The organism is Paenibacillus maysiensis (assembly GCF_000520815.1).
Lineage (GTDB): Bacteria > Bacillota > Bacilli > Paenibacillales > Paenibacillaceae > Paenibacillus > Paenibacillus maysiensis.
This window is the reverse complement of the sequence record NZ_ASRY01000208.1, coordinates 44036-56486: the sequence shown is the minus strand read 5'-3', so window position 1 is coordinate 56486 and position 12451 is coordinate 44036. Positions and strand designations below refer to the sequence as shown.

Below are 12451 nucleotides of genomic sequence, written 5' to 3'. Positions count from 1 at the left end.
CAGCAGGTGTCGCACTTCATATTACAATCCGTCATGGTCAATACAAAAAAATATCACAAACTATTATTTTTTGTAATTTTATACATACTTCTCTAAACTGAAAAACATGAAAAGGAGGGATATATTATGATAAGAGACGACATTTTTCCTCAACAATTGGAGGAAGCTCGACAAAAACTCTATGATTTGCAAGCAAAATACGGATTCGATCACGCCAGTGTACTAAGACAATCTATGATCCTGGACGAACTCATCAATCAATATAACCGCCATTTTTATGTAAGAGAAAAAAATCCGATTCCTTAAATATAACCGATTGGGCGAGAAACTTGTGATGAGGTCTCTCGCCCATTTATTGTAACACTTAGTCTTACTTAGGGGGATCTATTTCAGATGCCTTACTTTTAAGGCGTGAGACATAAGTTGGTGAAATCTTCAATAGCTGCGCATAGGTTTTCATGGAAGCACCAGGATATTGTTTCATGAGGCTTAGCAGAAGCTTAACCATTTGTGCATCAGATACATTTTGAATATCTTCTGATGTAGAGGGTAGCTGATTTTCTGGGATTGGGTTACCTTTGAGGCCATTTGCACAGTAGATACATACATAAGATTTTTTGAAGCGAATGAGTTGTTTGTTTTCCCCGCATAGGAGACATGATTCACTTTCTAATCTACGCATAACAATAGCGCTCTCAGTTATGAAAAACTCCATTTCTGTGTTCTTGTTGAGACCCAATCGATTTCTTATTTCCACTGGAATGACAACTCTCCCTAGGCTATCTAAATCTCTTTTCATTATCGCATCATTCAACGTATACACCCCTCCAAGACATATGATCCTTATTTTCATAAAGATAGAAATATATGCCTTTAGTGAGAGAAATTTTATAAACGAAAGGATAAATGTGGTAATATAATGCTTTAGTATCAATTTACATTTTATTCAAAAAAATTATACAAATGATTCCTTATATATGTTACGGTTGTCTAGTAATACAAATAATAGAAAAGAACGTGCTAGGATGAAGAAAATTTTTTCCGTTTTCGCTGTGTTGGTCTTATTGCTTACAATTGCGCCATTCGGTTTAGTGTCAGCGCAAGAAACAACAACACAATCCAGCAGTAGTAGTATTTTACAGTCAAATAACCCTGCCACTGTTACCAGTGAGACTTATGGTAATGGAGAAATAAGTCTGCAAAAAGCAGACACTTATGTTGATCTGACTGTGCAGAAGTACGGAGGACTACTTGCTGAATGGGACTATAAAAAATCCGGGCAAGGTAATTACTAAGGTGGACTTAATAATGACCTTAGAATACAGGGAAGATTTTTTACATTCTTGGAAAACAGTAGACACCGTACGCTATAATTATAGAGGCGGTCTCGGTGCTGGTGAACATAATGAGCGTACATTCTACCCTGACCAAAAAGGAACGTATAGAGTTTACTTGTCTGGAAACATATACCACGCTCAAGGGGGAACTAATATCCAAAAGTGGTCTACCGCCAGAGCGTATGATCCGAAAATTATTATTTCCAATGATCCAGATAAAATTGAATTGAAATAAGTATAAACTTTATAAATCACAATGGTCAGAACATTAGAGATAATGTAATCATCTATGTTCCTGACTATTGTCATTTTATTGAAAGGGGATTTTAAGGTGATAGATATCGAACAAGTGAGAGAGCGCAAAAAATTAAGATTAGATATACTAGCAGAGTTATACCAGCTTTGGTTTGGCGGTGAGAGTTCGTCTTTAGTTGGTACAAAACGAGATATATATCAAGAACGAAATACCGAACGCCACTTAGCTTATCATTATTTAGTATGTTCGGGGTTAATTGATATTACACCAATGGACGGAAAAGGAATGGATGAAGTATTGTCGATAAGTATTACTGCGAAAGGTATAGAGTTTTTAGAGTCTAACTTAAAAAATGAATAAGAAAACTATTTTAATCATTGTCGTAGCCATTTTAGCGATCTTTATTCTCTGTTTCTTTTTAAACCTATGGGTGGTCAATAACCTTCATGTTGTACCTTCCCAATAGCTATAAACAAAAAAATTGGAAAATCGTAGGGTTCTCTCTTCTAACCATTATTTTAGTTATTATTTTCTTAGGTATTGTGGGCTATTATCAATTTGTTTCCAACGTAATGCTATCACGGATATTGAAAAGTTCATAAAACTGGATGGAGATCATTATGTCCTTGATCCTGCCGCAAAATCTGTGGTGAGTGAGAAGGTTTTCACTAACTACTCTAAAGCTGTTGAATCTGTAAATGAGCAACTTAAAAATGGGATTCTGCAAACAAAAAATGGGGAACTTGTCACAAACCCTAACTACAAAGAGATTGGTACGAATATGTATGGTAATTGGTACTGGTGGGGGTATGCATTAACTCTCTCGGATGCTGAGACAAAGCAACAAATAACAGCCATCGAAAACACAAGGGACACCTCTGTATTTGTATTTGCAATTCTTGCGGCAATCCCCGGCTTGCAAGGAACAATCGTACCATCGGTGATACTTAGTAGTGGAGTTTCGTTGGTGCTAAATCGTTTGAAGGCTAACGATTACGGAAGAGGTGTAACTATTAATTTTCACCCCGGATACTTCGAAGTAACAAGTAACTGAGAGCTGAGGCATACTAAATGAATATATATTTACTTGTCCTTTTTATTGCAATCATTGCTGGCAACATACTATTTAATATCTTTAAGAAAAGACAAGGAGAAGGTAGTAAAGCGCCTGATGTAGTAACAATTATAGGATTAGTGATCGGATTGGCGTTAGGCATCACTCCTGTCTTTCTCAGTGGCATACAAGAGTGGACTTGGCACACTACAGTCCTTATGCTTGGTTCTGCTCTTGTTATTGGACGCATCCTGTATGGCTGGAGAAAAGGCAGAGATAATAAAACAAAAAAATAGCTGATACAGTAAACGTCTGATTCTGCCGCAGGTATAACATGGAATCAAAGCTCTGGAACATATAGTTTAGTTATTTTCCTTGAAGGTATTGGGATAGTATACAGCGAAAGTGTGTAGCTGGCTCTCATTATGTAACAATATCGTAAATTAGTTTTTACTGGTGGCTCCTACACATCTTTAAGGGTCACCAGTATTGTTTGTCGACTTTACTTCATATAATAATACATAGCGAATACTTCAAGGAGGTACTTCATGTTTTTATCAATATTGACGTACAGCATACAAACAATTGCAATTTTACTAATTATCTTTAAGTTGTTGAGAAAAAACGAAAAAAAAATAGGTTGGGGAACACTTTCACTACTTTTAGCTCTTCTTGGCATGGCTGTTTCTTTTGAATTTGGCAATTACATATTTGGAGACCAGTTGCTTTCCTTTTTAGGATTGCCCACATGGTCTAATAATGTTGATAATACTCGGTTTCACTACACCATTTTTCTATCCAGTATTTTCTTTATTCCCAGTTTAATCATTGGATATAAAAATCCTAAAGAATTTGGAGCTAAAATCGGAAAACTGATTTCTAGTATATATCTAACTTTGATAATAATTACGCTTTTATTTTTTATCATAAGCTAATTTCTCGAAGTGAGAATTGCAATAATAACAACAGTCCTACTGATCGGAGTCGTGTCAGTGGTGAATCATTGTAGCCTTTGCAATTTTGTTTGTAATTACTGCTATCTTTTTATTGAAACGTTGGCGAGAAAAAAGCTGAATCAGAAAAAAAAGCCTTCCTTGTTTATAGGAAGGCTTCCCACTTTATCCCTTAATCGCTCCCTCCGCGATGCCCTCCATGATAAATTTTTGGAAGAACGAATAGATCAGGATCACCGGGATGGAGGTCAGTACAAGTGCGGCCAGAATGAGCGACCAGTCCTTGTTATACTCCCCGAACAGCATGTTTGTCGAAAGAATCAGGGTGTAATGATTCACATCCGTCAGCATCAACAACGGAAGCAAAAAGTCGTTCCAAATCCACAGGAAATCCAAAATGGCAATGGTGACAGTGATCGGCAGAAGTAAAGGAAATATAATACGGAAGAACGTTTGGAACTCATTACAGCCGTCCATTTGCGCCGATTCCTCCAGCTCACGCGGGATGGATTTAACGAATCCGTGATATAAAAAGATCGCCATATTCACACCCAAACCGATATAGATCAGCGCCAAACCATACGTACTGCCTTGGACGGACAAATTTTTCGCCATCCGTGTAAGCGGTATCATAATGGAGTGAAACGGTACCAGCATGGATGCGACAAACAGGAAGAAGATCGCACTGCTCATTTTCCCTCGTGTACGAGAGAGCTTGTAGCCCGCCAGCGCCGAACAGATCACGATACCGCCAATGCCGATAAAAGAAATAATCGTGGAATTGAGGGCGCTATTCAGCAAATGGGTCTGGTGAAAAGCCTGACTGTAATTTTCAAAATGAAGCTTCGTCGGCAGCGACGTAAAGGATGCGAACATCTCACCCTGCGTTTTAAAGGAATTAATCACCGCCATGTAGATCGGGAAGAAGGACACTACAGCGCCCACGCAGAGGATCAGCGTAATCAGCAAGGAATTAGCTTTTTTCAGACTCATGCCTCCACCTCCCTCTTCTTCATCACACGTAACTGGATCAGCGTGAAGATCAGCACGATGGCGAACAAAATAACGGATTTGGCGCTTGCATAACCATAACGGAAGTTGTTGGAAAACGCCTCCTCATAAATGTTCATCGTAATTACCTGCGTACTGCGCCCCGGCCCTCCGCCAGTCAGTCCATAGACGACCTCGTAGACCTTGAAGGCACCGTTCAGCGTCAGGAAGAAACAGATGGTAATCGCATGAGTAATCATCGGCAGCGTCACACTTCTTAAAGTCTGGAACGCGTTCGCCCCGTCAATAATAGCGGCCTCCTTCAAGCTTTGCGGTACACCCTGAAGCGCAGCCAGATAAATGATCATCATATAGCCGACACCATTCCAGAGCGACACAATAATGATGGAAAGGAAAGATACCTTCGGATCGCCCAGCCACGATTGGCCCAAAAAGGCGATAGCTGTCTTTTCAGCAATCTGCGGCAGCACGGAGGAAAACACGAACGTCCACATAAATGCGCTAATAATGGTACTGATCATATTGGGCATAAAAAATATCGTCCGAAAAAATCCTTTGGTGCGCGTACGTGATTCAATCAGCACTGCCAGCACCAGTGCCAGCACATTTTGCAGTACAATCATGACCAGTACATATTTGAGTGTGAACCAGAGTGAATTTAGAAAATCCGGGTCCTCCTTCAGCGCCTCCACAAAGTTCCCCAAGCCGATAAAGCTGTAATTCGGATTCAAACCGTTCCAGTCTGTAAAGCTGTAGTACATGCCGCCGACCGTCGGAATGAGCAGGAAGATGGCGTAAAAGATCAGCGCCGGGGCGGTAAACGCCAGCAGCATCACGTATTTTTTATAGATTTTAAAGGGCATGGAGTCTCCCCCTCCTGATGTATTTCTATAGGTTTCCGTTACTTGTTTACTTTGTTATACGATTTCCATGCCTTATCCAGCGCCTTAATCACGTCATCCTGCGAGAGCTGGCCTGCATAATAGGATTGCAGCGATTTGCCTGCCTCATCCTTGACCGCTTGCGGGATGGACGGATCTTGATACGACTTGCCTGCCTTCACATACTCAGTAGCGTCATTGACCCAAGGATAGCTTTTGAACGTATGCACTTTAGAGATTGGATTGAATTTCAATGATTCATAGAACGCGCTGGAATCCTTGTCGTCCAACACATAGTTTACAAAATCGAGTGCAACCTCCTTGTTCTTGCTTGTAGAGGATACAGCCAGCGAAGTCGAAGTAGACAGATTGATCAATGTCGCATTCGGATCATCATTGATTGGCAGTGGGGCTACCCCAAAATCCATCTTCGGATCAGATTTTAAAATCGTTTCCGCAAACCACGGCCCTTGAATCCACATCGCTGCTTTCCCCGCAGCAAAGGCCGCCGATCCATCATCCCCGCCAATTTCCAGCGCCTTGTCTGTACCGTTGCTATTCACCAGATCAATAATATCGAACATACTCTTCATTTCGGAAAAAGAGCCCTTATCCTGATTCATCCGGTCGATAAAATCCTTATTCTGTGTGTTCATCATCGCACCTGCTGTCAGCGGCACGAACAGCTGTGGAATCCACGATTCCTTGTAGGAGAGCAGGAACGGCTTCACATTATTCGCTTTCAGCTTCTCAACCACAGTCTTCATTTCGGTTAACGTTCCCGGCGGCTTCAAGTCCAGGTCCTTAAATATCTTTTTATTGTACAAGTACCCCCATGAAATCGTTTCCAAAGGAACTGCCACGACTTTCCCGTCTTTCGTCGTCACCGAAGGCTTCACACTATCCAGCAATTTGCCGACAAACGGCTGACCAGACAAGTCCTCCAAATATCCCGCTTTATAAAACGGAGGAATTTCATTCACTGCATGCAGGGCGAACACATCCGGCGCATCGTTGGATGCAAGTCTTGTCTTCAAAATTTGTGCGGCATTGTCGGAAGGCGGCATCTCCAATTGGACCGTAACGTCGATATTTTTATCTTTCTTTTCCTTCGCTACGAACGCATTAATATATTTATCGTAATGCTCCTTCAAACGGGGCTGTGCGATAAACATTTTGAGATTAACCGTTTTACCGTCTCCACCGGAACCGCTGCTGTCACTACCTGAAGAATTCGCTCCACACCCGGCCAACAACGTGCCAACCAGCATCGTGCTCAATACACCTTTCCATAATTTCATGCAAAATGACCTCCCCTATTTTGAAAATAACTGTGACCCACTGGAAATCCGTTGTTACTCAAAGCAGCTACTGCCGTCTTTACCTCTGATGACGCTTAAAGCTCCATAGAGGCTAAATTCCTTTGTACTACTTGTTTTGTATACGCTTTCATTATAGGATGGGAGGCCACTTCTGCCATTGGACACCATTAGCCTGTTGGGTTGGATTTTTTTAAACTACGGCTGTTAACATCTCTACATCATTGCTCTTTTCTCATTTCACCGGGCGCCATGCCAAAATGCTTTTTAAACACCCGGTAGAAATACGATACATCCTCATATCCCGCCATCTCCGCCACCGCTTTAATCGAAATCTGTTTATCTGCCAGCCACTCCCGCGCCTTTTCCATTCTCCGCTGTACGATGTAGTCCGTTACATTTTGACCATACTCCTGCTTGAATACCTTGCTCATATACTCCTTGCTGACAAAAAAGTTTTTCGCCAGTTGCTCCAGTGTAGTCGGCTCGGCAAAGTGGCTGTCCATATAGCGACGAACTTCCTCCAGATTCAGCTTGTTCTTATACTTCCGCTGTCGAATGAGCTGCTCCAGCTCCTGCACATAACATGTCGACACGAACTCCAGCGCACGATCCGCAGAGGATAGCGTGTCCTGCGAAAGCGGAAATCCAGCCTTGGTGGTGGGCGCATCCAGCCCGTTGGTCACCGCCAGCTCTTTAAGCTGGGAAAGAAGCTCCTGCACCAGCCTGCCCAGCATATGCGGACCGGGTTCCCCGTAGCTCTCCAGCTCCTGCAAGATTTGCTTGCAGGTCATTTGTACGCCTTCCCGGTTCAGCTCATTAAAATAAAGTCGCAGCAGTTGCTTATACCGGGACAGCTTGTGGAAGAACTCATAGTCCAGCTCCGCCGCCTCTTGCTGCTGTTCCGCTGCCTTGGCCTCCAGATCGTCTTTGCATTTAAGCAGTACTGCATTTAGCTCGACGGGATTGACGGGCTTCAGCAAGTAATCGACGGCCTTGTACCGAATGGCATGTTTGGCATACGCGAAGTCGTCATAGCCGCTCACGACAATGATTTTCATATCGGGAAAATGGTTATTCAGCGCTTGCAGCAGCTCCACTCCATCCGCGCCCGGCATGCGCATGTCGGTAATCACAATCTGCGGGGATAATTCCCCGGCCAGCCTGAACGCCTCATCTCCGTCCTCAGCTTCGCCAACCACCGACATTCCAAGTCTTTCCCATGCGCCGAACGTCTTTAGAATATCCCGGTTCCACGGCTCATCGTCGACAATTAATACCCGGATCATCCTTTTTCCTCCCCTGCTGATGTAAATGGAATGCGGATAGTGACACGTGTACCGATTCCCGGCTCACTGTCTATCGTCACCCCGTAATTCACTCCAAAATTCATCCGTATCCGTGAAGCCACATTGCTTAAGCCGATATGGCTACCCTGCGCCCAGATCGGCTCCTCCGATGCATGTTCCAGCCGTGCTTGTACTTCTTCCAGTCTGTAGGGTGCCATGCCGCTACCATTATCGCAGACTGTAATGCATATGTCTTCTTCCATAATCTCCACCCGGATTCCCACCCGCCATGCTCCAGCCTTACGATCCAGACCGTGCTGAAACGCATTTTCCAGCAACGGCTGAAGCGACAGCTTGGGCAGACGAACATCCAGCGCCTGTTCATCCGTCTCCACCTGAAATACCAGTCGTTGCGGAAACCGCCGCTGCTGAATGCGCATATAGTGGCCTACATGGTCAATTTCCGCGCGTAAAGAGGCCATATCCTGCGGCTCCCGAACCACGTAGCGGAACATCTCACTCAGCGACCGAATCACCTCATACGTGTCCTCCGGCTTTTGGGAAAATACCATGCTCCCGATCATTTGCAGCGTATTTTGCAGAAAATGGGGGTGAATCTGCGCTTGGAGCGCTTTTAGCTCAGCCGTCTTTTTTTGCAAATTCATACTGTATTCCGTCTGGATATGCTCACGGATTCGTCCTGCCATGCCATGCAGACTTCTTTCCAGCAACCCAATCTCATCTGGGCGTGTACTGGGTTCTCCAGCAGGTCCCTTGATCATATCCAGCTCCTGCACCGAACGCGCCAAATGGACAATCGGACGTGCAGTACGCCAGGCAATAAAAACAGCAATGCAGATCGAAACCAATATGGAGATCCCGCCGATAATAATACCGTACAGCATGGTCGAAAAAGCGCTGTGGTTAATGGAGGAAGTCGGTACGATTTTGACCAGCCGCAGCCCCACCACATCCAAATCATTATAAAATACATAATTACCGGCAGTCTTGATCATTCCCGGTCCTGGCTGAGCATCCCGAAGTGCTGTCAGTACCTCCGCAGGAGGCGACTGGTGGACCTGCGACGGATACATCACCTTTCCATCTGAATCTGTAATAAAAACCTGATGCTGGTCTCCCCGCCCCAGCAAACCCAGCGTCTGATCGAATTGGGACCACAGCACATCCAGCGAAATAGCTCCCGTCTGCTTCTGATCTTCAAAACGCCGAATACTGCGCGTCAGTGTAAATCGTTCCGGGTCAGCATGGCTTGTGCGAATCGAATAATCCTTATTCGCTTTCCACATCTCGGCATACTGAGGGGGTATACCGTTCACCGTCGTAATGTCATTTTGCATACCATTGAAGGTAAACAGCGTTTGCGGCTGCTTCAAATAGAGCTGAATGCCGATCACATGGCTCCCGGCCGAATAATATACATTCGCCAACGTATTGAGCATTTTTCGCTGCGCATTAAATTGGCTGGAAAGGTTGTCAGGCTCACGCTCATTCAAATAATCGCTCAGATCAGGGCTGATCTGAATACTGTAAATCAGGTGGTTCAGACGATCTAACTGGTCGCTGACATAGATCCCCGTCCATTTCATGTTGGACATATTCGTCTCCACCACTTCGGTTTCCATCGACGCTCTGCTTTTTTCCGCAGCCAGCGCCGTGACGGCAATAACCGGCAGCACAGAAAGGACGATCATCGTCAAAATCAGCTTGAGCTGAATGCTGCGTCGATACGGGGCCGTCAGTGTCCGAAGCCAGCGGACTACTCGGGTTGGCATAGTGGTGCTCTCCTCTGTTCAGCCATATACGAAAACGCCCCGCTATACGCAGGGGCGCTCATTTTCCGGGTATTCCCGGCTGGACACATATATGATTTCATTCATAGTCAATTTCGCTCATTACTCATCATTTACGCTTCTTCGATAATTATAACACTCCAAGGCTCTAATAGAAGCGTTTGTCCTTGAGTAACTGTCTGCTCCCCAATCAGCTCCTTGCCGTCTCCATGCGGATACATAACTGAGCCTGCTTGTTCGGAATAGTTAAAATAATATCGAACCGTCCGTCCCAGCTCATTTGTACCGGATTTAACAATGATCGGATACGACGCTTCTTGGTCCACTCCCCACACTCCCGCCTGCTTCGCGACAGAACGGAATAGTTCACGAATGACCGCCGGGCTTACGACACAGCCGATATAGGTCGCCGTTCCCTGACCATAGCGGTTTTGCGTAATTGCGGCATATTTGCCCCAATGCGGATGGTCGTAATAAGCCAACACCTCGGCAGTTGTCGGTGTAATCAGCTCCATCCACGTATCTACCTGATTGTCCTCCGGTGTCACCTCAAAAGGATTATCTTTAAGCGTTACTTTCTTCGGCTCCACGAACAGGCTGTAATGAATGCCACAGGCTTCACTAATCACACCCGGCTGCCGGGAGGTTCTCACCTGCACATGCTCATCGGTAAACCCACTTCGGAACGTGTATACCACATGACCGCCGTTTTCCACATAACGGTTCAGCTTTTCCAGTAACGCATTCGGTGCAGAGTAGAGAACTGGTACGATCAAGAGATCATAGTCGTCAAACGATTCCGTACCCGGATGAACAATATCCGTACCGATATTCAGCTTATACAGCTCGTCATACAAGCGGCGTACAATGTCATTGTAATTCAGCGGACTGTTCATATTAAATTTGAACCAGTTAATTGATGTCAACGCTTCATTGCTGACCAGAATCGCTGTCTTATTTTTCTTTTTCAGGTTCACCAGATGGGGGGATAATCTTGCAAAATCCTTCCCAATCGTCTGTGCTTCCTCATAAACAGGATTGGGTTCAAAATCATGACTCAGCAGACCCTTCCAGTAGGTCTCTAAGGAATTATGGATGGAATGCCAATGCCAGTAGGCCACCATATTGGCCCCGGAAGCCAGATGACTGAACGCTTGCAGCCGCAATTGCCCCGGATAAGGAACCCAATGAGTAAAAGCCTGTGCTTCCGTTTCCAGCACCAGATAATTATTATTCTTCGTGGAGCGCGCCACATCACCGCCGAAGGAAATTTCAATCCCGGTCAAATCATCCTGTGTCGGATGGTAAATATCCACCCCCGTCACATCAAATGCTTGGGATGCCGCAAAATGATCCACATCCGGCTGAATACCGAAGGAATAGCCTCTCCACTCAAAATCAAAGTTTTGTGTAACAAACTGGTCTTCCCGCTTGTATTCATTCACGAGCGCAACCTGCCAGGCGAGGAAATCCGTGACCAGCTTGCGCTGGAATTGGGAAAATGCTGCGCCCAGGCTTCCATTAATCGTCCCGACCACCGAAGGAAAGTCCTCCCAGCTATTGATCCGATTGCTCCAGTAATCAAGGCCAAATTTGCGGTTCAGCTCTTCCAGCGATTCAAATTGCTCACGCAAATGCTTAACGAATTGCAATTGCACATTCGGCCCGCTTGTGTTGTAATGCTTCGTTTCATTGTCCGTCTGAAAACCGATCACTGCCGGATGCTGACTCACCCGCCCAATCAGCTTGCGTATAATCCGCTCGGCATGGAACAGGTACACCGGGTTCGTAATGTCCATAATCTGACGGGCCCCGTATTTCCCAGGTCCCTGTGGTGTTGTCGCCAATACATCAGGATGCTCCTTGACCAGCCATGTGGGTACGGCATAGGTGGGCGTGCCTACAATGACCTCAATGCCCGCCTTATGCATGGCGTCCAGCACCCGATCCACGGAGGTGAAATCAAATACTCCGTTTTGCGGTTCATGCGTACTCCAGGTGGATTCGGCAATTCGAACCACGTTGATGCCCGCATCCTTCATCATTTGAATATCTTGGTCCAGACGGTCATAAGGCATATATTCATCATAATAAGCAACGCCGTACATCAGCTTTTTCATCAGGTCGTCCTCCAATATGTTCGTAGTAGGGTGTCATGCTATATAAGCTGAAATGGAAATGTACATGATGCGCCACTACGCAGGCGGATGGTGCTTCCCATCGCTGTTGCCCCCAGATTTTCTGATGAATGCATAACAGCACCATACTCCGTTTTCCATGTGACTTTTTCGTGTTCAGCTTATATATCGTTATTTTTAAATGCCGTGGCTGTTGTGCTTCCACTAGCTGACGACAATCCCTTGCAGATTGGTCATGGACAGCATCATAAATGACATCAGTTAGAACAGAAGCTGTTTATTTTGTAATGTTATATTTATATAAGCGCTTTCTTTTATGTAAAAGCTTATATTAGAGCATTTGTAAACGCTCTTTTATTATAGTTGAATGTTAGGTAAAATGGGATTGTCTAAGCGGTGTAA

The 12451-nt window shown here is 44.7% G+C and carries 15 protein-coding genes; 8 read left to right on the top strand and 7 right to left on the bottom strand.

The features are described 5' to 3' along the window. The first annotated feature begins 126 nt into the window (after positions 1-126). Complete coding sequence (locus tag L696_RS0115060) at positions 127-306, top strand: aspartyl-phosphate phosphatase Spo0E family protein (RefSeq protein WP_025684382.1); 180 nt, start codon at positions 127-129, stop codon at positions 304-306. Positions 307-370: 64 nt separating this feature from the next. Here the strand turns inward: L696_RS0115060 and L696_RS0115055 are convergent, their stop codons facing one another. Continuing rightward, positions 371-814, bottom strand: coding sequence for an AbrB/MazE/SpoVT family DNA-binding domain-containing protein (locus tag L696_RS0115055; protein ID WP_025684381.1), 444 nt, complete (start codon positions 812-814; stop codon positions 371-373). Between the two features lie 211 nt (positions 815-1025). Between L696_RS0115055 and L696_RS0115050 the strand changes: the two genes are divergently transcribed. The 7 genes from L696_RS0115050 (at position 1026) to L696_RS32750 (ending at position 3721) form a co-directional block, all read left to right on the top strand. After that, positions 1026-1295 (top strand): hypothetical protein, encoded by a 270-nt coding sequence (locus L696_RS0115050; RefSeq protein WP_025684380.1) that lies wholly within the window; start codon positions 1026-1028, stop codon positions 1293-1295. A gap of 13 nt (positions 1296-1308) precedes the next feature. Continuing rightward, complete coding sequence (locus L696_RS0115045) at positions 1309-1572, top strand: hypothetical protein (RefSeq protein WP_025684379.1); 264 nt, start codon at positions 1309-1311, stop codon at positions 1570-1572. Between the two features lie 96 nt (positions 1573-1668). Next, complete coding sequence (locus L696_RS0115040) at positions 1669-1953, top strand: hypothetical protein (protein WP_155985401.1); 285 nt, start codon at positions 1669-1671, stop codon at positions 1951-1953. Positions 1954-2074: 121 nt separating this feature from the next. Next, the gene (locus L696_RS0115035; protein WP_155985400.1) at positions 2075-2647 is read left to right on the top strand and encodes a hypothetical protein; all 573 of its coding nucleotides are present in this window, start codon (positions 2075-2077) and stop codon (positions 2645-2647) included. 17 nt (positions 2648-2664) lie between these two features. Next, complete coding sequence (locus L696_RS0115030) at positions 2665-2943, top strand: hypothetical protein (RefSeq protein ID WP_025684376.1); 279 nt, start codon at positions 2665-2667, stop codon at positions 2941-2943. A gap of 252 nt (positions 2944-3195) precedes the next feature. After that, positions 3196-3582 (top strand): hypothetical protein, encoded by a 387-nt coding sequence (locus L696_RS0115025; RefSeq protein WP_025684375.1) that lies wholly within the window; start codon positions 3196-3198, stop codon positions 3580-3582. 64 nt (positions 3583-3646) lie between these two features. Beyond that, positions 3647-3721, top strand: coding sequence for a sortase B protein-sorting domain-containing protein (locus L696_RS32750; RefSeq protein ID WP_155985402.1), 75 nt, complete (start codon positions 3647-3649; stop codon positions 3719-3721). A gap of 44 nt (positions 3722-3765) precedes the next feature. Here the strand turns inward: L696_RS32750 and L696_RS0115020 are convergent, their stop codons facing one another. The 6 genes from L696_RS0115020 to L696_RS0114995 form a co-directional block, all read right to left on the bottom strand. Beyond that, positions 3766-4593, bottom strand: coding sequence for a carbohydrate ABC transporter permease (locus L696_RS0115020; RefSeq protein WP_025684374.1), 828 nt, complete (start codon positions 4591-4593; stop codon positions 3766-3768). Further along, positions 4590-5474: a carbohydrate ABC transporter permease gene (locus L696_RS0115015; protein ID WP_025684373.1), complete on the bottom strand. Its 885-nt coding sequence runs from the start codon at positions 5472-5474 to the stop codon at positions 4590-4592. The genes L696_RS0115020 and L696_RS0115015 overlap by 4 nt, the downstream gene beginning before the upstream one ends. 38 nt (positions 5475-5512) lie before the next feature. After that, on the bottom strand, positions 5513-6793 hold the full coding sequence (locus tag L696_RS0115010) for an ABC transporter substrate-binding protein (RefSeq protein WP_025684372.1): 1281 nt from the start codon (positions 6791-6793) through the stop codon (positions 5513-5515). 239 nt (positions 6794-7032) lie between these two features. Further along, entirely contained in the window at positions 7033-8100 is a 1068-nt protein-coding gene (locus L696_RS0115005) for a response regulator (RefSeq protein WP_025684371.1), read from the bottom strand. Continuing rightward, entirely contained in the window at positions 8097-9893 is a 1797-nt protein-coding gene (locus L696_RS0115000; protein ID WP_025684370.1) for a sensor histidine kinase, read from the bottom strand. Before L696_RS0115000 ends, L696_RS0115005 begins: the two co-directional genes overlap by 4 nt. A 131-nt stretch (positions 9894-10024) precedes the next feature. Then, positions 10025-12031, bottom strand: coding sequence for a beta-galactosidase (locus tag L696_RS0114995; RefSeq protein ID WP_025684369.1), 2007 nt, complete (start codon positions 12029-12031; stop codon positions 10025-10027). Positions 12032-12451 lie beyond the last annotated feature (420 nt).